At 73.6% G+C, this 17,758-nt stretch carries 18 protein-coding genes and 2 pseudogenes; 13 read left to right on the plus strand and 7 right to left on the minus strand.

Features of this window, described 5'->3' with window-relative positions; all coding sequences use genetic code 11:
- Positions 1-41: 41 nt before the first annotated feature.
- The 10 genes from ACWCXH_RS07395 (at position 42) to hypE (ending at position 8,734) form a co-directional block, all read left to right on the plus strand.
- Entirely contained in the window at positions 42-686 is a 645-nt protein-coding gene (locus tag ACWCXH_RS07395; RefSeq protein ID WP_449800380.1) for a DUF6084 family protein, read from the plus strand.
- Positions 683-2,071, plus strand: a complete 1,389-nt coding sequence (locus ACWCXH_RS07400; protein ID WP_449800381.1) for a hypothetical protein — start codon at positions 683-685, stop codon at positions 2,069-2,071. Before ACWCXH_RS07395 ends, ACWCXH_RS07400 begins: the two co-directional genes overlap by 4 nt.
- Positions 2,068-2,574: a hydrogenase maturation protease gene (locus ACWCXH_RS07405; RefSeq protein ID WP_449800382.1), complete on the plus strand. Its 507-nt coding sequence runs from the start codon at positions 2,068-2,070 to the stop codon at positions 2,572-2,574. The genes ACWCXH_RS07400 and ACWCXH_RS07405 overlap by 4 nt, the downstream gene beginning before the upstream one ends.
- A complete protein-coding gene (locus tag ACWCXH_RS07410; RefSeq protein ID WP_449800383.1) occupies positions 2,568-2,672 on the plus strand; it encodes a DUF6893 family small protein in 105 nt (34 codons plus the stop codon). Before ACWCXH_RS07405 ends, ACWCXH_RS07410 begins: the two co-directional genes overlap by 7 nt.
- A 127-nt stretch (positions 2,673-2,799) precedes the next feature.
- The gene (locus ACWCXH_RS07415) at positions 2,800-3,180 is read left to right on the plus strand and encodes a hydrogenase maturation nickel metallochaperone HypA/HybF (protein WP_449800384.1); all 381 of its coding nucleotides are present in this window, start codon (positions 2,800-2,802) and stop codon (positions 3,178-3,180) included.
- A 5-nt stretch (positions 3,181-3,185) separates the two neighbouring features.
- The gene (hypB, locus tag ACWCXH_RS07420) at positions 3,186-3,917 is read left to right on the plus strand and encodes a hydrogenase nickel incorporation protein HypB (RefSeq protein WP_449800385.1); all 732 of its coding nucleotides are present in this window, start codon (positions 3,186-3,188) and stop codon (positions 3,915-3,917) included.
- On the plus strand, positions 3,914-6,208 hold the full coding sequence (gene hypF, locus ACWCXH_RS07425; protein ID WP_449800386.1) for a carbamoyltransferase HypF: 2,295 nt from the start codon (positions 3,914-3,916) through the stop codon (positions 6,206-6,208). The genes hypB and hypF overlap by 4 nt, the downstream gene beginning before the upstream one ends.
- A 6-nt stretch (positions 6,209-6,214) precedes the next feature.
- Positions 6,215-6,526 carry a HypC/HybG/HupF family hydrogenase formation chaperone gene (locus ACWCXH_RS07430; RefSeq protein WP_449800387.1) on the plus strand — a complete coding sequence of 104 codons (312 nt, stop codon included), beginning with the start codon at positions 6,215-6,217 and terminating at the stop codon, positions 6,524-6,526.
- Complete coding sequence (gene hypD, locus ACWCXH_RS07435) at positions 6,523-7,656, plus strand: hydrogenase formation protein HypD (RefSeq protein ID WP_449800388.1); 1,134 nt, start codon at positions 6,523-6,525, stop codon at positions 7,654-7,656. The genes ACWCXH_RS07430 and hypD overlap by 4 nt, the downstream gene beginning before the upstream one ends.
- A gap of 7 nt (positions 7,657-7,663) precedes the next feature.
- Entirely contained in the window at positions 7,664-8,734 is a 1,071-nt protein-coding gene (gene hypE / locus ACWCXH_RS07440; protein ID WP_449800607.1) for a hydrogenase expression/formation protein HypE, read from the plus strand.
- A 136-nt stretch (positions 8,735-8,870) separates the two neighbouring features.
- Here hypE and ACWCXH_RS07445 read toward each other — a convergent pair whose 3' ends face one another.
- Together ACWCXH_RS07445 and ACWCXH_RS07450 are read right to left on the minus strand one after the other, a co-directional pair.
- Positions 8,871-9,719: an SDR family oxidoreductase gene (locus tag ACWCXH_RS07445; RefSeq protein WP_449800389.1), complete on the minus strand. Its 849-nt coding sequence runs from the start codon at positions 9,717-9,719 to the stop codon at positions 8,871-8,873.
- Between the two features lie 70 nt (positions 9,720-9,789).
- Positions 9,790-9,975: pseudogene (locus ACWCXH_RS07450) on the minus strand (hypothetical protein); the annotation flags it as partial.
- Positions 9,976-10,670: 695 nt separating this feature from the next.
- Between ACWCXH_RS07450 and ACWCXH_RS07455 the strand changes: the two are divergent.
- Positions 10,671-10,862: pseudogene (locus tag ACWCXH_RS07455) on the plus strand (GrpB family protein); the annotation flags it as partial.
- A 37-nt stretch (positions 10,863-10,899) separates the two neighbouring features.
- Here the strand turns inward: ACWCXH_RS07455 and ACWCXH_RS07460 are convergent.
- The 3 genes from ACWCXH_RS07460 to ACWCXH_RS07470 form a co-directional block, all read right to left on the minus strand.
- On the minus strand, positions 10,900-11,670 hold the full coding sequence (locus ACWCXH_RS07460) for an HAD-IIA family hydrolase (RefSeq protein ID WP_449800390.1): 771 nt from the start codon (positions 11,668-11,670) through the stop codon (positions 10,900-10,902).
- Positions 11,671-11,707: 37 nt separating this feature from the next.
- Positions 11,708-12,370, minus strand: a complete 663-nt coding sequence (locus ACWCXH_RS07465; protein WP_449800391.1) for a hypothetical protein — start codon at positions 12,368-12,370, stop codon at positions 11,708-11,710.
- A 129-nt stretch (positions 12,371-12,499) separates the two neighbouring features.
- The gene (locus ACWCXH_RS07470) at positions 12,500-13,168 is read right to left on the minus strand and encodes an RDD family protein (RefSeq protein WP_449800392.1); all 669 of its coding nucleotides are present in this window, start codon (positions 13,166-13,168) and stop codon (positions 12,500-12,502) included.
- An 85-nt stretch (positions 13,169-13,253) separates the two neighbouring features.
- On the opposite strand from ACWCXH_RS07470, the gene ACWCXH_RS07475 reads away from it, so the two are divergent.
- On the plus strand, positions 13,254-13,649 hold the full coding sequence (locus tag ACWCXH_RS07475) for a hypothetical protein (RefSeq protein WP_449800393.1): 396 nt from the start codon (positions 13,254-13,256) through the stop codon (positions 13,647-13,649).
- A gap of 53 nt (positions 13,650-13,702) precedes the next feature.
- On the opposite strand, the gene ACWCXH_RS07480 is transcribed toward ACWCXH_RS07475, so the two are convergent.
- Complete coding sequence (locus ACWCXH_RS07480) at positions 13,703-14,530, minus strand: neprosin family prolyl endopeptidase (RefSeq protein WP_449800394.1); 828 nt, start codon at positions 14,528-14,530, stop codon at positions 13,703-13,705.
- 160 nt (positions 14,531-14,690) lie between these two features.
- On the opposite strand from ACWCXH_RS07480, the gene ACWCXH_RS07485 reads away from it, so the two are divergent.
- On the plus strand, positions 14,691-16,052 hold the full coding sequence (locus tag ACWCXH_RS07485) for a helix-turn-helix domain-containing protein (RefSeq protein WP_449800395.1): 1,362 nt from the start codon (positions 14,691-14,693) through the stop codon (positions 16,050-16,052).
- 49 nt (positions 16,053-16,101) lie between these two features.
- On the opposite strand, the gene ACWCXH_RS07490 is transcribed toward ACWCXH_RS07485, so the two are convergent.
- Positions 16,102-17,751 (minus strand): FAD-binding oxidoreductase, encoded by a 1,650-nt coding sequence (locus ACWCXH_RS07490; protein ID WP_449800396.1) that lies wholly within the window; start codon positions 17,749-17,751, stop codon positions 16,102-16,104.
- Positions 17,752-17,758 lie beyond the last annotated feature (7 nt).

The raw sequence follows: 17,758 nt of genomic DNA on the forward strand, positions 1-17,758 counted from the left end.
GCGTTGCGCGAAGCGCTCGCCGAGCGCAGCGAGGAGGGCGCATGAGCGTGCTCGGCTTCACCTGCACCGGCGTGCGCTCCGACCCGTACGCGGCCGCGCCGACGCTCGTGTTCCGGCTGCGGATCACGGCGCCGGCCGACACCCGGGTGCACGCCCTCGCCCTCCAGTGCCAGCTGCGGATCGAACCGGGCCGGCGGTCGTACGCCGCCACCGAGGGCGAGCGGCTGACCGACCTGTTCGGCGAACGGGAGCGCTGGGCGACCACGCTCAACCCGATCCAGCTCGCCACCGTGCCGCTCCTGGTGCCCGGCTTCACCGGCGAGACCGAGGCCGACCTCGCGGTGCCGTGCAGCTACGACCTGGAGGTGGCCTCGGCCCGCTACTTCCGGGCGCTGGACGGCGGCGAGGTGCCGCTGCTACTGCTCTTCTCCGGTACCGCCTTCGCCGGTCCCGGCGGCTTCCAGGTCACCCCCGTGCCCTGGGACAAGGAGGCCCGGGTGCGGATGCCGGTGCGGGTCTGGCGCGAGGCGATCGACCAGCACTTCCCCGGCTGCGGCTGGGTGCGCCTGCCCGACGACCTGATGGACGGCCTGCTGGCCTACCGCTCCCGGCGGGCCCTGCCCTCCTGGGAGGCGACGGTGCGCGAGCTGCTCGCGGCGGCGGCGGTCGAGGAAGGAGTCCGGTGAGCGCCTTCCCGGACAGCATCGAGAGCGGCTTCGCGGCCGCCCGGCAGATCGCCGACGCGGTGCTGCTGGAGGGCTACGTGCTCTACCCGTACCGCGCCTCGGCGGCCAAGAACCGGCTGCGCTGGCAGTTCGGCGTCCTGGTGCCGCCCGAGTACACCACGCAGGGCGGCGAGCACTCCCACCAGCGCACCGAGTGCCTCATGGAGGCGCGCCGGGACGACCGGCTGGCGGTCGAGCTGCGCTTCCTGCGGGTCCAGCGGCGCACCGTCGAACGGGCCACCGCCACCGGCGGGTTCGAGCCGGTGGAACGACTGGAGCTGGCCGACCGGGTACTCGTCGAGTGGGACGAGGGCGCCGAGGAGCGAATCGAACTCCTGCTGACCGTGGAGGAGTTGACGGGCGAAGGCGTGCAGCACGGGTTCCGGCTGCCGGGCGTCGGCGAGACGGAGCTGCTGCGCGAGCACGGCACCGCCGTCGGACGGCTGGTGCGGCGGCGCGAACAGGTCGACGGCGTCGTGCGGTTGCAGGTCGAGGAACTGCCCGGCCCGTACCGGGCGCAACGCCTCACGGCGGTGGTGGAGAACGCCTCCACCTGGATGCCGCGCCCGGACACCGGCCGCGAGGAGGCGCTGCCGCGCTCCCTGGTCTCCGCGCACCTGTTGCTCGGGCTGGAGCACGGCGGGTTCGTATCGGCCACCGATCCGCCCGAGTGGGCGCGGCCGGCCGTCGAGCAGTGCCGCAACGAGCAGACGTGGCCCGTGCTGGCCGGGCCGGACGGCGGGCGCCGGGTGGTGCTGTCGTCGCCGATCATCCTGGAGGACCACCCGCGCGTGGCCCCGGAGAGCCTCGGCACGCTGTACGACGCCACCGAGATCGACGAGATCCTGGCGCTGCGGACCGCGGCCCTCACGGACGAGGAGAAGCGGGAGGCCCGGGGCACCGACGAGCGGGCCGGGGCCGTGATCGACCTGGCCGAGTCGATGCCGCCCGAGGTGCTGGAGCGCCTGCACGGCGCCATCCGCGGGCTGCGCGAGGTCACCGGTGGCAGCGCCGACGGGGAGCAGCCCTGGTGGGATCCCGGCAACGATCCGGGGGTCGACCCCGAGCGGGACCGGGTGCTGGTCGACGGCCACGCGGTCGGCGCCGGCAGCCGGGTCCTGCTGCGGCCCGGACGGCGGCGCACCGACGCCCAGGACCTGTTCCTGGACGGGCGGACGGGCGTCGTCGAGGCGGTCCTGTACGACGTCGACGGCTCGGTGCACCTGGCCGTCACGGTGGAGGACGACCCGGGCGCGGACGTGTGGCGGGCGCAGGGGCGCTTCCGCTACTTCCAGCCCGACGAGGTCACCCCGCTGGACGGCGCCGACCGGGTGGGGGAGCCGTGAGCGAGCGGCGGGTCCTGGTCGCCGGGGTGGGCAACGTCTTCCTCGGCGACGACGGGTTCGGGGTCGAGACCGTCCGGCGGCTTTCCGCGCATGCGCTGCCGGACGGCGTCGACGTGGTCGACGTCGGCGTGCGCGGCGTGGACCTCGCGTACCGGCTGCTCGACGGCTACCGGACCGCCGTGCTGGTGGACACCACCTGCCGCGGCGGCGCGCCCGGCACGGTCCACCTCATCGAGGCGGCCGCCGAGCCGCTGGAGGTGCCGGTGCTGGACGGGCACCGGATGGGGCCCGACGCCGTGCTCGCACTGCTCGCCACGCTCGCCGCCGGCACCGGCGGCGAGCCGCCCGGGCGGGTGCTGGTGGTCGGCTGCGAGCCGGCGTCGCTGGAGGAGGGAATCGGGCTGAGCGCCCCGGTCGCCGCCGCCGTCGAGGAGGCGGTCCAAGTGGTCCTGCGGGTCGTGGACGAGGCCACGCAGCCGGAGAGGGAGACGACACCATGCTGAGGAAACTGTTCTGCGCTGCCCTGCTGGCGGGGATCGGCGCGCTGGTCTGGCAGAGCCTGCCGGACCTCAGGCGGTACCTGAGGATCTCGCGCATGTGACGTGTGTGCGACGCGCGGATTGCTGCGAACGGTGCAGCCCCGGACGCGGTGGCGGCGCGGCTTCGAGCCGTCGCCGCCACCGCGTCCTGTAATGGGGCGCGTTGCCGCCGGGCGTGGGAAGGGACCGATGCACGAGATGTCGATCGCCGCCGCCGTCGTCGAACAGGTGGACGCGGCCGCGCGCGAACACGGGGCCTGCGGGGTGGCGCGGGTGCGGCTTCAGGTGGGCGAGTTGGCCGGCGTCGTGCCCGAGGCGCTCGACTTCTGCTTCGAACTCGCCTGCGCCGGAACGCTGGTGGAGGGCGCGCTGCTCCGCACCGAGTCCGTCGCGGCACGGGCCCGCTGCGTGCCCTGCGAGGTCGAGTGGGCCGTCGGCATGCCGCCGGACCTCGGCTGCCCGAGCTGCTCCGGCGGCGGCGGCGTCGAGCTGCTGTGCGGGCGCGAGCTCCAGATCCTCGACGTCGAGTGGGCCGAACGCCCCGGCGTCCCGGCCGAACAGAAAGGCTGACGTCCATGTGCCAGACGGCCGACCTCCGCCGGGCGGTCCTCGCCCGCAACGACGACGGCGCCCGCGAACTGCGCGCGGCGCTGACCGCACGCGGGACGGTGGCGGTGAACCTGCTCTCCAGCCCCGGCAGCGGCAAGACCGCCCTCCTGGAAGCCGAGTTGGGGCTCGCCCGGCGGCGCGGGGTGCCGGTCGCCGCGCTGACCGCCGACCTCGCCACCGAGAACGACGCGCTGCGGCTGGCCCGTTCGGGCGTGCCGGTGAAGCAGGTGCTCACCGACGGGCTCTGCCACCTGGAGACGCGGATGCTCGCCGGGCACCTGGACGGCTGGCTGCCGCAGGACTGCCGGCTGCTGTTCGTGGAGAACGTCGGCAACCTGGTCTGCCCGGCCTCCTACGACCTCGGGGAGTCGCTGCGCGTGGTGCTCGCCTCGGTGACCGAGGGCGAGGACAAGCCGCTCAAGTACCCGACCGCGTTCGGGCTCGCCAACCTCGTGCTGGTGACCAAGGCCGACCTCGCCGCGGCGGCCGGGTTCGAGGAGGCGGCGTTCCTGGCGAACGTCCAGCGCGTCAACCCCGGCGTGGAGGTGGTGCACACCTCGGCCCGCACCGGGGACGGCGTCGGAGCGCTGCTGGAGCGGGCCCTGGCCGTCCTGGACGGTGCCGAGCCGCACCGGCCGGTGATGGCGGCCGGGCACCCTCACGGCGGGCACCACCACGTGGCGCGGGAGACCCCGTGACGGCACTCGACCGCGAGCGGCGGCGGGTCGCCGTCCGCGGGCTCGTCCAGGGCGTCGGCTTCCGGCCGTTCGTCTTCACGCTCGCCGACGAGCTCGGACTGGCCGGCAGCGTCACCAACACCGGCGAGGGCGTGCTGGCCGAGGTCGAGGGCGGCCGCGAGGCCGTCGACGCCTTCTGCCGGCGAGTGGCCAGCGACGCGCCGCCGCTCGCCCGGGTGACCTCGGTCGAACACGCGCCGCTCGCCGCCACCGGCGCCAGCGGCTTCACCATCACCCCGTCCCGCGCCGACGGCCCCCGGGCCACCCTCATCCCGCCCGACGTCGCCGTCTGCGCCGACTGCCTGGCCGAACTCGCCGACCCCGCCGACCGCCGCCACCGGCACCCGTTCATCAGCTGCACCAACTGCGGCCCCCGGCACACCATCGTGACCGGCCTGCCGTACGACCGCGCCAACACCACCATGGCCGGCTTCCCCATGTGCGCGGACTGCGCCCGGGAGTACGCCGACCCGGCCGACCGCCGCTTCCACGCGCAGCCCGTCGCCTGCCACGCCTGCGGGCCGCGGCTCGCGCTGACCGTGCCCGGGCGCGCCGAACTGGGCGGGGAGGACGCGCTGCTGGAGGCCCGGAGGCTGCTGGCCGGCGGGGCGATCCTCGCCGTCAAGGGCATCGGGGGCTACCACCTCGCCTGCGACGCGCGCGACGCCGAAGCCGTCGCCCTGCTGCGCCGGCGCAAACGGCGCGGCGACAAGCCGTTCGCCCTGATGGCCCGTGACCTCGCCACCGTCGAGGGCCTGCTGCCGCTCGGCCCCGTCGAGCGGGAACTGCTCACCGGGCCGGTGCGGCCGATCGTCCTGGTTCGTTGTCCCGGCGTGCTCCCGGCGGTCGCACCCGGCAGCCCCGACCTCGGCGTGATGCTCCCGTACACGCCGCTGCACCACCTGCTGCTGGCCGCGCCCGGACCCGACCTCCTGGTGATGACCAGCGCCAACCTCTCCGGCGAGCCGATCGTCACCGACGACCGGCACGCGCTCACCGCGCTCGCCCCGCTCGTCGACGGCTGGCTCACCCACGACCGGCCGATCCACGTGCCCTGCGAGGACTCCGTCGTGCGGGTGGTGGACGGCGAGCAACTGCCGCTGCGGCGATCGCGCGGGTACGCGCCGCTGCCGCTCCCGCTGCCGGTGCCCGTCCGGCCGGTGCTGGCCGTCGGCGGCGACCTGAAGAACGCCTTCGCGCTGGCCCGCGACGGCTACGCGTGGCTGTCCGGCCACATCGGCGACATGGACGACGTCGCCACCCTGCGCGCCTTCGACCGTGCGGTGGAGCAGCTCGGCACGGTCAGCGGCGTGTGGCCCGAACTGATCGTCGCCGACCGGCACCCGGGCTACCGCTCGGTGCGCCACGCCGAACGGACCGCCGCCGGTCGGTCGGTGCGGCGGGTGCAGCACCACCACGCCCACGTCGCCGCGGTGATGGCCGAGCACGGCCTGGACGGGAGCCGGCCTGTCCTCGGGGTGGCTTTCGACGGGACCGGCTACGGCGACGACGGCGCGGTCTGGGGCGGCGAGGTGCTGCTGGCCGACTACGACGGGTACCGCCGCCTCGCCCACCTCGCGTACGTGCCGCTGCCGGGCGGGGACGCGGCGGTCGAGCGCCCCTACCGGACGGCGCTCGCGCACCTGCGTGCCGCCGGGCTGCCCTGGGCGGCCTGGCTGCCGCCGGTCGAGGCCTGCCCGGAGGAGGAACTGCGGCTTTTGGGACGGCAGTTGGAGCGCGGACTGAACTGCGTGCCGACGTCCAGCACGGGCCGGCTCTTCGACGCGGTGTCCTCGCTCGCGGGGGTCTGCCACCGGGTCGGGTACGAGGCCCAGGCGGCGATCGAACTGGAGGCGGCGGCCGCGGAGTTCGGCCCGGCGGCGGGGTACGCCTTCGGGCTGGCGGACCGGGCGGACGGCTGGATCGCCGAACCAGGGCCGGTGCTCGCCGGGGTGGTGGCGGACGTCGCCGCCGGCGTGCCGGTCGGGTTGATCGCCGCGCGCTTCCACGCCGCGGTGACCGACCTGGTCCGGCGGATCTGCGCGGCCGCCCGGGACCGGTACGGCACGACCACGGTGGCGCTCAGCGGCGGTGTCTTCGCCAACGCGCTGCTCTCCTCGGCCTGCGCGAGCGGCCTCGGGGAGGACGGCTTCACCGTGCTGCGGCACCGCCGGGTGCCGCCCAACGACGGAGGGCTGGCGCTCGGCCAGCTGATGGTGGCCGCCCGGTCGTCGGCCGCCCGGGAGGAGTGAGAGCGGATGTGCCTGGCGGTGCCCGGCAGGGTGACGGAGATCGGGGAGCGCGACGGGACCCGGATGGCGGTCATGGACTTCGGCGGGGTGGTCAAGGACGTGTGCCTGGAGTACCTGCCCGACCTGGCGGTGGGGGAGTACGCGATCGTCCACGTGGGCTTCGCGCTCCAGCGCCTGGACGAGGAGTCGGCCCGGCGGACCCTGGAGCTGTTCGAGGAACTCGGGCTGCTGCAGGAGGAGTTCGGCGACCCGTGGGAAGCGGCGCGGGCGGCCGAGGCGGTAGGGGCTGAGGGAGTGACCGAGGAGGTCGAGCGGTGAAGTACCTGGAGGAGTTCCGCAACCCCGAGCTGGCGGAGGGACTGCTCGCCGACATCAGGTCGACGATCACCCGGCCGTGGGCGCTGATGGAGGTGTGCGGCGGTCAGACGCACAGCATCATCCGGCACGCCATCGACCAACTCCTACCGGATGAGGTCGAGTTGATCCATGGCCCGGGCTGTCCGGTGTGCGTCACCCCGCTGGAGGTGATCGACCGGGCGCTCGCGATCGCCGCCCGGCCCGAGGTGATCTTCTGCTCCTTCGGGGACATGCTGCGGGTGCCCGGCACCGACCGCGACCTGTTCCGCGTCCGCGGCGAGGGCGGCGACGTCCGGGTGGTGTACTCGCCGCTCGACGCGCTGAGGGTCGCGCGGGAGAACCCGGACCGGGAGGTCGTCTTCTTCGGCATCGGCTTCGAGACCACCGCGCCGCCGAACGCCATGGCCGTCCATCTGGCCAGGAAGCAGGGCCTGCGGAACTTCAGCATGCTCGTCTCGCACGTCCGGGTGCCGCCGGCCATCGAGGCGATCATGGACTCGCCGGACTGCCGGGTCCAGGGCTTCCTCGCCGCCGGGCACGTGTGCAGCGTGATGGGCACCGCCGAGTACCCGGCGCTGGCGGAGCGCCACCGCGTGCCGATCGTCGTCACCGGCTTCGAGCCGCTGGACATCCTGGAGGGAATCCGGCGGACCGTACGGCAGCTGGAGCGCGGGGAGCACGCCGTCGACAACGCCTACCCGCGCGCCGTGCGCCCCGAGGGCAATCCGGCCGCCCGCGCGATGCTGGAGGACGTCTTCGAGGTGACCGACCGCGCCTGGCGGGGCATCGGCGTCATCCCGCGGAGCGGCTGGCGGCTCTCGCCGCGCTACCGCGACCACGACGCCGAGCAGCGCTTCGACGTCTCGGGGATCGCGACCCGGGAACCGGCGGAGTGCCGCAGCGGCGAGGTGCTGCAGGGGCTGCTGAAACCCCATCAGTGCGAGGCCTTCGGCACCGTCTGCACCCCGCGCACCCCGCTCGGCGCCACCATGGTGTCCAGCGAGGGGGCCTGCGCCGCGTACTACCTCTACCGGCGGCTGAGCGCGCCGGTCGTGCCCGTTGCTGCTCAGGAGGCGAGTCGCGTTGGCTGACACCGAGATGCTGGTGGAACCGTCGGCCGCGCCCGACTTCTCCGGGTGGAGCTGCCCGCTGCCGCTGCGCGACCACCCGAGGATCGTGATGGGGCACGGGGGCGGCGGGGTGATGTCCGCCGAGCTCGTGCAGAACATCTTCGCGCCCGCGTTCGGCGGCCGGGCACTGGAGGGGCTCGGCGACTCCGCCGTCCTGCAGCTCGGCGGCGCCCGCCTCGCCTTCTCCACCGACTCGTACGTCGTACGGCCGCTGTTCTTCCCCGGCGGCAGCATCGGCGACCTCGCGGTCAACGGGACGGTCAACGACCTCGCCATGAGCGGCGCGCGGGCGGCCTACCTGTCCTGCGGCTTCATCCTGGAGGAGGGGGTGGAGACGGCCGTGGTCGACCGGGTGGCCCGGGCGCTCGGCGCCGCCGCCCGCACCGCCGGGGTCGAGGTCGCCACCGGGGACACGAAGGTGGTCGAGGCCGGGCACGGGGACGGCGTCTACCTGAACACCGCCGGGATCGGGCTCGTCCCGGCCGGGGTCGACATCCGGCCGCAGCGGGCGGTTCCGGGCGACGCGGTGATCGTCAGCGGGCCGATCGGGCTGCACGGGGTGGCGATCATGAGCGTGCGGGAGGGCCTGGAGTTCGGGGTCGAGGTGCGCAGCGACAGTGCGGCGCTCGGCGGGCTCGTCGAGGCCATGCTCGCGGTGACGCGTGATCTGCACGTGCTGCGCGACCCCACCAGGGGCGGCCTGGCGGCGTCGCTCAACGAGATCGCGGCGGCGGCCGGGGTGGGCGTGGTGCTGAGCGAGCGGGCCGTGCCCGTCCCGGACGCGGTGGCCAACGCGTGCGCCGTACTGGGGCTGGACCCGATGTACATCGCCAATGAGGGCAAGCTCGTCGCCTTCGTGCCGCGCGGTGAGGCGGACGCGGTGCTGGCGGCGATGCGCGCGCACCCGCTGGGTGCGGAGGCGGTGGTGATCGGCGAGTGCGTCGCGGACCACCCCGGGATGGTCGTCGCCCGGACCGGCTTCGGCGGGACGCGGGTCGTCGACCTGCCGCTGGGGGAGCAGCTGCCGCGGATCTGCTGATGCCGCATCGGTAGGGGCGGGCCGACTCCGGCGGGCGGCCCGCTCCCGATCACTCGGCGATCCGCTCAGTCTCGGACCGGCCTGGTGTTCGGCTGGGATCTCGCCGGAACAGCGTGGGGCCGGTGCGCGGGTCGCCTCAGCCGAAGATGTGGACGTTCTCGTCGACCCAGTCGCGCAGGGTCAGCGGCGCCTTCCCGGTGATCTTCTCGACGGAGTCGGAGATCTTCCAGTCCCAGGCGACCGACTGGCGCTTCAGTTCCAGCAGTGCCTCGAGGCGGGGCCCGCCCCAGCCCAGGCGGTCGAACTCCGCCTGGGTCTCGGCCTTGGTGCGCTCGACGACCTTGACCTCCTGGCCGAGGGCCTCGCCGACGATCTCGCCTTGGCGCTGCGGGCTGAGAGCCTCGCCGCCAGTGAGCGTGTAGGCCTGGCCGTCGTGACCGGAGGTGGTGAGGACCTTGGCGGCCACGGAGGCGATGTCCCGCGGGTGGATCATGGCCGAGACCGGGTCGCCCTCGGTGACGTACATGGTCCGCTCCTTGCCGATGGTGTCGGCGTACCCGTAGAGGTAGATCATGAAGGTGCCGGGGCGCAGGATGGTCCACTCCAGGCCGGACTGCTGGATGACCTGCTCGCCCTGACGGTGGCCGGAGGTCAGCGGGTCGGTGGCGCCGAAGCCGACGCCGCTGGTGGAGAGCTTGACCAGGTGCTTGGCACCGGCCTCGCGGGCCGCAGCGACGAGGGTGCGCTCCTGGACCGGGCCCTCGGGGCCGTAGCCCGGCGGGACGACGAAGACGCGGTCGATGCCGGCCAGGGCCGCGGGGAGCGTCTCGGGCTTGTCGAAGTCGCCGGCGACGACCTCGACGCCGGCGGGGAAGTCGGCCTTCTCGGGCGAACGGGTCATGGCCCGCACGGGCACGCCTTCGGCGGCGAGCTGGGCGACGAGTTCGCTGCCGACATTGCCGGTGGCGCCGGTTACCAGAATCATGCGTGTATCTCCTTGGGGTGTGTGGCACGGCCGGACGCCGTGCGGGGAGGCCACTCGTGGAGTGGGTGAGTCAGGATTCGCCGCGGGCGGCGGGGGAGACGGCCGCGGCTTCGTCGCCGGGCATCGAGGAGACGATGACCAGCACCATGGCGCCGACGGGCAGGTTGACGAAGAACATCCAGCGCCAGCCGGTGAGATCGGTCAGGACGCCGCCGAGGGTGGGTCCGGCGAGCGAGGCGGCGCCGAAGGTGATGGAGAACCAGCCGTATTAGTGGGCGCCCTCACGCGGGGAGAACATCTCGCCGATGAGGGCGAGGACGCAGATGAACAAGCCGCCGCTGCCGATGCCCTGGACGACGCGGAACGGTCGAGCAGGGAGAGGAAGACCGCCGCCATGAGGGTGAGGACAACGACGTTGGTCTTGGCTGACGGAGCCGGTGCGGCAGCAGTGTCAAGGGCAGGTTCGGGTGAAGAGGAACCCATGAGGAATCCTTGTTATCGAGAGGCGATGCCGTGATAGGGGCATTGCCCACAGCGGGGAGTACGCAGAACGAACTCGATGAAGAACGCTGCCTGTCATCAGCAGCGGAGATGGGGTGGTCGGATCTCGTCCGACTCCGGCCTTTCTCGGCCCTCTCAACCGTTGATCAGTCGTCAGCAGATGTGCTGATCACGGTTCTTCGCTGTTCGTCTTGCCTCTCGCACTCCCTCTGTCTCGATTCCGGATGGTCAGGACCATAGCGGAGGTTCCGAGAACCGTGCAACCATGATCAGGTCGACCTGGGTCACGCTGCTGTGCACGTTGCGCGGCAAAAAGTCCCGGTGACCCCAGCGCCGGAGCCGAGCCTGCTGGCTGAACAGGCACAGCCCTGAGCGGTCGGGCGCGTGCGGGGGCTCGGGTTCGAGCACCTGGGGTGAGGCCGGCGTGCCGGGGCGGGAGTACCTCCGGCGGTGCTCCGGGCAGGCGGCGAACGTTCACGTCGTCGAGCTGAGTGGGCAGCTGTGGGACGCCGGTTGGCTTTCCGTGACCACCTGCGGGCGCACCCAGAGGCGACCGCGCGGTACGCGCGCGTCAAGCGGGAGGCGGCGCTGACGGCGGGGAACCTGCTGGGCTACTCGGAGCTCAAGGCGGCGACGGTGGCCGAGATCATGAGCGCGGCGCGACAGGCCTGCGGAGTCGCTACAGCCGGGCGAGCAGGTCGGGCAGGGCGGCCACCGAGTCGAGGACGTGATCGGGTTCGCCGTCGCCACGCCTCGGGGCCCCCGGGGCCGCCTTGCCGGTGCGGACCAGCACGCCGGTGATGCCGTGCCGCTGGGCGGCGAGGACGTCGGACTCGATGTCGTCGCCGACCATGAGCGCCTCGTCGGCGGTGGCGCCGAGGTGGGTGAGGGCGGCGGCGAAGAAGGCCCCGGCCGGCTTGCCGAGGACCTCGGCCTCGACGTGGGCCGCGAATTCGAGCCCGGTGACGAACGCGCCGCTGTCGAGCTGGAGTCCGTCCGAGGTGCGCCAGTAGGCGTTGCGGTGCATCGCGACCAGCCGGGCCCCGCGCTGGAGCGCGGTGAAGGCGCGGTTGAGCGTGCGGTAGTCGAACTCGGGCCCGGCGCCGCCGATCAGGACCACCTCGGCCTCGCCCGGGTCGTCGACCAGCTCGACGGCGGCGAGGTCCTCCCGGATGTCGCCGCTGTTGAGCAGCAGGCACCGTGTGCCCGCGAGGTGCTCGGCGGTGGCGGCGGGCGCGGTGAGGACGTCCTGGACGCCGACCGGGAAGCCTTCTGCGGCGAGCGTCCCGGCGATCGAACGACGGGTGCGCGAGGTGGTGTTGGTCAGCAGCACGAACGGCTCGCCGTCGGCGCGGAGTCGCCGGAGGGCGTCGACGGCGCCCGGGATGGGCTTCCAGTCCACCGTGAGCACGCCGTCGATGTCGAGCAGCACCGCTTCGTACCGTCCCATGGTGATGACCATAGCTCCGGCCGGCGCCGTGGCGGTGTCAGCGGGTCCGGCGGGCGCGATGGTGGTGGATCAGGGCGCCGACCGTCGCCGCGGTGGCGGCGACGGCGAGCAGGGTGACGTCGAAGAAGGCGGCCATGACGAGGTCGAAGCGGCCGCCGGCGGCCTGGTCGGAGAACTCCGGGTCGACCAGGCCGCCCGGGTCCTCGGTGACGCTGACGTGCTCGCCGGCCGTGTCGCCGGCCCCGCAGTCGACGGACCTGGTCCGGTCGACGTCCTGGTAGCGCACGTCGCAGTCGTAGGTCGTGCTCTTTCCGTGGATGACCCGGATGTCCATGACCGTGCCCGGGTGGGCGACGCCGCGGATGGTGAGCACGGTGGCCTGCGCGGTGTTCATGCTCAGCAGCGGCACCGCGATGAGCGGGGCGAGCAGCAGCGCGAGGGAGACCTTCCGCAGAGCGGTGGACGGGCAGAGAGCCCAGAGCGCCATGATCAGCCCGGTGATCCCGGTGAGGGTCAGCGCCAGCGAGGGGACCAGCGTCCAGAGCCCGAAGGCGCCGAGCGCTCCGCCGATCGGCAGCAGGACGGCGGCGCCGGGTATCCAGAGTGCCGTCAGCAGCGGGCGCTTGGGCCAGGGGACGTCGCTCCCGCGCCCCCCTCGCCGCTTCCCGGTGCCGGGCCGGGGACTCTCGCTGTGTGTCACGGTCGGACATCCTGCCAGGTCACGGAGGCGGCGTGGCAGTACGGCGGCGCGAAGCCCGGTTGCCCGCCTCGCGGGCGGGGCAACCGGGCTTCGCCGGATTCGTGGCGGGGGGCCTCAACGGGTGCTCGCTCAGGACTCCTTGACGACGAGGGTCTTCGCCGCCTTGTCGTGGAAGCACTGCTGGAGCGGCTTGTCCCAGAGCAGCGACAGCACGTTCACCAGGAAGAACAGCGAGCCGAGGCAGTAGACGGCCTGGGGCAGGCCGAAGACGGCGCTGCGGATCCAGAGCTCGTTGTCGATCGGGCGACCGCCGTGCTCGGCCGAGACGACCCGCAGCTTCATCAGCTTCTTGCCGACGGTCTGCTGGTCCTGGGTGGTCAGCATCAGCGCCTCGTAACCGAAGACGAGGACGCCGCCGATGATGGTGGCCATGATCGAGCCGACCGCGGTCGCCACCACGAACTGGACGATGTACAGCGGGATCAGCAGGATTGCGAAGTCGATCAGGCGGGCCAGGAAGCGGTCTCCGGGGTTGGCCAGGACGCGGGTGCCGTGCGGCGTCGGGCCGTACGGGTTGGGCGTGCCGAGCCACGGCGGCAGCTGGGCGCCGCTCTGCGGGTAACCGCCCTGGGGGGGCGGGTAGCCGTAGCCGGGCGGCGGGGTTCCGGGGCCGGTCTGCGGGTCGTACGGGCCCTGCGGGACGCCGTAGCCCGGCTGCTGCTGCGGGGGCTGCTGGCCGTAGGGGTTCTGCGGGTTCGGCTCGGACGGGTAGCCGTAGCCAGGGGTTTCGTTGGTCATCGTCCCGCTCGTCTCGTCGTGACTTAGAACTGAAGGTGTAGCGGCTCCACCGATCCTTTAGGAAGACTTTGGCATCAACCGTTACGTGAACAAAGAGGATTTGCGACTTTTCGACGGCTGGTGCCGGAGTTGGTCTCGATCAGGTCTCGACGTTGATGAGCTGTCCGCTGGCGCTGACCAGCCTCTGCGGCGAGCGGCGGGCGCGTGGCTGCTCACGACGGTCCACGTCGGCATCGACAACGTCGTCAAGGTGAGCTTCCGCCAGCACGCCACCCCCGACCACCTGCTGGGCCGCATGAATGCCACAATGCGGGTCCTGCTCACCGGTGCCCTCACCATCGGCGCCGCCGGCGCCGGCATGCTCGCTTCGCTCACCTCGGTGCGGGCCGCCCTGTGGGCGGGGGCGGTGGGGTTGATGGTGGTGTGGGTGCCGATCTACTGCTCGCCGTTGCGGACGGCGCGTGACTTGCCGGGCGTGTGACGCGCCTGGGCGTGCCCTGGTCCGGCGGCGGTGCGCGGACCAGGGCGCGGTCGTCAGCAGGGGCCGGTACCCGGGCCGCCGAGGTGGAAGGAGGTCGGGGTGACGCGGCCCGCGTCGTAGAGGGCGGGGCTGGTGGCGGTGACCGTCAGGCGGGCGTCGTCGGCGGAGTCGAGGAGCTGGAAGTCGCGGATCCAGCCGGAGCCCGGGGCGCTGCCGAAGCGGCCGTCGCCCATGGACTCGCAGGTGCTGCCGGTGCCGTGGGCGACCTCGCCGAAGGCGGTGATGGTCTGGGCGCGGGTGTAGGTGCCGTTCCAGAGGGAGCCGGGGAAGTAGCCGACGGCGTGCTGGTTGTAGAAGATCCACCAGTCGCCGCCGATGTTCCGGATCGCGTACCGGCCGGCGTCGCCGGGCCGGAGGGCCATGCCGGCGGTGTAGAGGGGGGAGACCTGGACGAAGCCGCAGGCGTTGTAGCAGCTCTCCTGGCCGTTCACCCAGTGGTAGACGAACAGGTGCGGCAGGAGGTCGCCGTTGAGGCCGAGGTCGACGGTCCAGCCGACCTCGACGGTGGACTTGCGGTCGGTGGACTGGACGGCGAGCTCCTGGAGCGAGTGCGCGTCGGTGTCGCCGGGCTTGAGGGCGGGGGAGGCCTGGAGCATCCGGACGCTCGCGCCGGCGGCGTCGGTCTGCTGACGGCCCGACACGTAGTCGTAGCAGGCGCCGAACCAGCAGATCGGGCCCGGGCCGTCGGTCAGCGGGGCGGCGGACGGGACCGCCGGGGCCGACGCGTGGCTCGTGGCGGTGGCGGTCGCGGCGGCCGCGGGGGTGGTGGTCAGGAGGCCGAGCGCCGCCGCGAGGGCGGCGGCGGTGCGCCGAGTGCGCATGTGGGGGTCCATTCGGCGAGGGCGGTGGCCGGGTGAAGTCCGGCCCGGGCGTCGGGAGTCAACTGCTGACTTAAGCTCGCTTACGTGTGGAGTTAAGCTAGCGGCGGCCGCATCGGCACGCAATAGCCTGTGCACGGCACTGAGGCGGAGGCGGGGGAGCATGACGACGGACGACGGGGACGACCGGCTGCTGATCGGCCGACGGATCCAGCAGCTGCGCGCCGAACGCGGCCTCACCCAGCGCGCGTTGGCCGAGCCCGCCTACACGGCTGCCTACGTGTCGACGCTGGAGTCCGGCAAGGCCAGGCCCTCCGAGACCGCCCTGCGCTACCTCGCCGAGCGCCTCGGCGTGAGCGCCGAGCAGCTCGCCACCGGACGCCCCGCCCACCTCGCCACCGACCTCCGGGCCCGGCTCGCCGACGCCCGTCAGGCCCTCTGCACCGGCGAACCGGCGGACGCCGCCGCGCAGTTCACCGAGCTGGCGGCCGAAGCGGAGGGCTACGGCCTCGCGGACGAACACGCCCAAGCCCTGGTCGGATTGGGTGACTGCGCCCTGGAGGCCGGCGAACTCGACCAGGCCATCGCGCACTTCGGAGCGGCCGAGGACCTGCTCCGGGACGCCCCGCTGCCCCGCCGGGTGCCGGCCCTGCGCGGGCGGGCCGTCGCCCACCTCCTCGCCGGCGACCTGCGCTACTCCTGCTACCTCCTGGAGAGCGCGATCGACCGGCTGAACACCGCCGGCCTGCCCGACCCACAGGCCCTGCTGCTCCTCTACTCCGCCGTCACCGCTCCCTACCTGGACCTCGGCGCGCACCGCCTCGCCGTCCAGGCCGCCGAACTCGCCCTCGCCCTGGCCCCGCAGGTCGACGACCCCGCCGCCGTGGCCCGGCTGCACCGCTCGGTGGCCCGCACCCTCCTCGCCGAGGGCCGCGCCGCCGAGGCCGACGCCTCACTGGCCCGCGCCCAGGAGCTCTACCAGCAGCTCCGCATCCGCACCGAACTCGCCCACTGCCACTGGATGCGCGGCTACCTGCGCGCCCAGAACGGCGACCTGGCCGCCGCCGAACGCGAACTGCGCACCGCACGGGACATGCTGACGAACCGTCACACCAACCGTCACGCCACTCTCTACACCCAGCAGATAGACGTCGAACTGGCCGACGTGCTGCGCCGCTCCGGCCGCAGCGCCGAGGCGGCGGCACTGCTCGCCGACCTCCTCGGCTCCCTGCACCCCAACCGCGGCGCCGTGCACGCGGGCGCCGCCCACCGCCTGCTGGGCCTCATCGCCGAGGAGCGCGGCGCGGACGCCGACGCCGAGTGCCACTACCGCACCGCCCTCGACCTCCTCGAACACGCCGGTGCCACCGCCGACCTGGCCGACCTCTGCCGCCTCCTCGGCGACCTGCTGCGCCGCACCGGCCGCCCGGAGGAGGCCCTCGACACATACCGCACCGGCCTCGCCCACCAGGCCACCCCCGGTACGACCACCCTCGGCCCGGCACCGGCGCCGCCGCCGTTGTGAGGTCCACGGGCGAACGAAGGTTCGGCCCGGCGGAAGATCGTTTCGGGGGTCACTCCTCGGGCACGGCCTGGGGGAAGCGGAAGAGGCCGTCCGGGTCGTAGGCGCGCTTCACCTGGCGCAGGCGCGCGAGGTTGCTGCCGTAGTAGGCCTGCGCCCAGTCCGTGAGCTGCGGATCGGGGTAGTTCTGGTACGCCTCGCCGCTCGCGTACGGGCGCATGGTGGACCAGACGTCCTTCAGCCAGGCCTGCGACTGGTCCACGGCGGGGCCCGAACCAGACCCCGGGGACGGGTAGTTGGCGATGTACTGGGCCGCGAACAGGGCGCTGCGGTGAACGAAGGCGGTGTCCCCGGGGGCCACCCGGTTGACCGCGCCGCCCAGTGCGTCGAAGGAGACCGATGCGCCCCCGCCCTGCGGCACGCTCTGCGCGTAGCGGTCGACGGCGGCCACGAGCGCCGCGATCCCCGCCGTGCTGATCGGCCGGGTGTAGAAGTCGGACCGGGCCGCGTACGAGACCCGGGTCAGCCGGCCCTCGGGGTTCTGGCCCGGGAGGCTGCCCGGCAGGTGGGCGGCGGCCTCCGACCAGCCGGCCACCCCGCCCATCTCCTTCATGGTGTCCAGGAACGGCGCCGAGTGGAGGGAGGCGGTGGCCGGTGCGACGGTCAGCCGGTCGACCTGGTCGGAGAGGTCGGCCTTGGTGCCGAGGTAGTTGACGGTGCTGGTGAGCCGCAGCCGCCCGTCCGGCCAGGTGTCCAGGTGGAGGTTGGCCCAGAGCTGGTCCGGCGCGCTCGCCACCCACGCCTGCCAGGCGGCGACGACGGCCGCCGCGGCCGACCAGGGCCACGAGAGGAAGGCGTACGCGCACGTCACCGCCGGGCGGGTGCGGAAGGTGAACGACGTCACCACGCCGAAGTTGCCCCCGCCCCCGCCGCGCAGCGCCCAGAAGAGGTCCGGGTCCGTCCGCGCGTCCACCTGCCGGATCCGCCCGTCCGCCGTCACGACCTGCGCGCCGGTGAGGTTGTCGCAGGTCAGCCCGTACGCGCGGCACGTGACGCCGATGCCGCCGCCCAGGGCCAGCCCGGCCACGCCGACGCTCGGGCAGGAGCCGGCCGGCACCGTCACGCCGTCGGCCGCCAGCCCCGCGTACACGTCGATCAGCCGCGCGCCGGCCCCGACCGTCGCCGAGCCGCCGGAGCCGCTGACGGCCGCCAACGCCCCGACGTCCAGGACCATCCCGCTGCCCGACGACCAGCCCGCGTAGCAGTGCCCGCCGCTGCGCACCGCGACCGGGACGGCGTACGTGCGGGCGAAGGTGAGGCAGGTGGCCACGTCCTGGGCGGTGGCCGGGTAGACGATCCCGGCGGGGCGGAAACCGTCGAACTGCGGCTGGTAGAGGCGGCCGGCGTCCTGGTACCGACTGTCCTGCGGGCCGATGAGCGTCCCGGTGAGGTCCTTCGCCAGCGCGGCCCAGTCGGACGGGCCGGCGGGGGTCGGTGTCGGTGTCGGTGTCGGTGTCGGGGTCGGCGAGGTCGAGGGCGATCCGGAGGACGGGCCGGGCGCGGAGGCAGAGAGGTCCCGGGAGGGCTCCGGCCCGCTGCACGCCGCGAGCGCGGTCGCCGCGAGGGGCACGGCGGCGAGCCGCAACACCTGTCTCCGGCCGGGCCGTTCCGGGAGGTCCGGCGCCGGACTGTCGTTGCTCATGCCCACT

The sequence above is a fragment of the Kitasatospora sp. NPDC001660 genome, assembly GCF_053596725.1.

What these genes read in the sequence shown, in the direction of transcription:
- ACWCXH_RS07410 (WP_449800383.1), top strand. Translation starts at nt 2,568, where the DNA reads ATGCTGAGGAAACTGTTCTGCGCTGCCCTGCTGGCGGGGATCGGCGCG.
- ACWCXH_RS07460 (WP_449800390.1), bottom strand. Translation starts at nt 11,670, where the DNA reads ATGGGACGGTACGAAGCGGTGCTGCTCGACATCGACGGCGTGCTCACG.
- ACWCXH_RS07415 (WP_449800384.1), top strand. Translation starts at nt 2,800, where the DNA reads ATGCACGAGATGTCGATCGCCGCCGCCGTCGTCGAACAGGTGGACGCG.
- ACWCXH_RS07485 (WP_449800395.1), top strand. Translation starts at nt 14,691, where the DNA reads ATGACGACGGACGACGGGGACGACCGGCTGCTGATCGGCCGACGGATC.
- ACWCXH_RS07470 (WP_449800392.1), bottom strand. Translation starts at nt 13,168, where the DNA reads ATGACCAACGAAACCCCTGGCTACGGCTACCCGTCCGAGCCGAACCCG.
- hypB (WP_449800385.1), top strand. Translation starts at nt 3,186, where the DNA reads ATGTGCCAGACGGCCGACCTCCGCCGGGCGGTCCTCGCCCGCAACGAC.
- ACWCXH_RS07445 (WP_449800389.1), bottom strand. Translation starts at nt 9,719, where the DNA reads ATGATTCTGGTAACCGGCGCCACCGGCAATGTCGGCAGCGAACTCGTC.
- ACWCXH_RS07395 (WP_449800380.1), top strand. Translation starts at nt 42, where the DNA reads ATGAGCGTGCTCGGCTTCACCTGCACCGGCGTGCGCTCCGACCCGTAC.
- ACWCXH_RS07430 (WP_449800387.1), top strand. Translation starts at nt 6,215, where the DNA reads ATGTGCCTGGCGGTGCCCGGCAGGGTGACGGAGATCGGGGAGCGCGAC.
- ACWCXH_RS07480 (WP_449800394.1), bottom strand. Translation starts at nt 14,530, where the DNA reads ATGCGCACTCGGCGCACCGCCGCCGCCCTCGCGGCGGCGCTCGGCCTC.
- ACWCXH_RS07490 (WP_449800396.1), bottom strand. Translation starts at nt 17,751, where the DNA reads ATGAGCAACGACAGTCCGGCGCCGGACCTCCCGGAACGGCCCGGCCGG.
- hypE (WP_449800607.1), top strand. Translation starts at nt 7,664, where the DNA reads ATGCTGGTGGAACCGTCGGCCGCGCCCGACTTCTCCGGGTGGAGCTGC.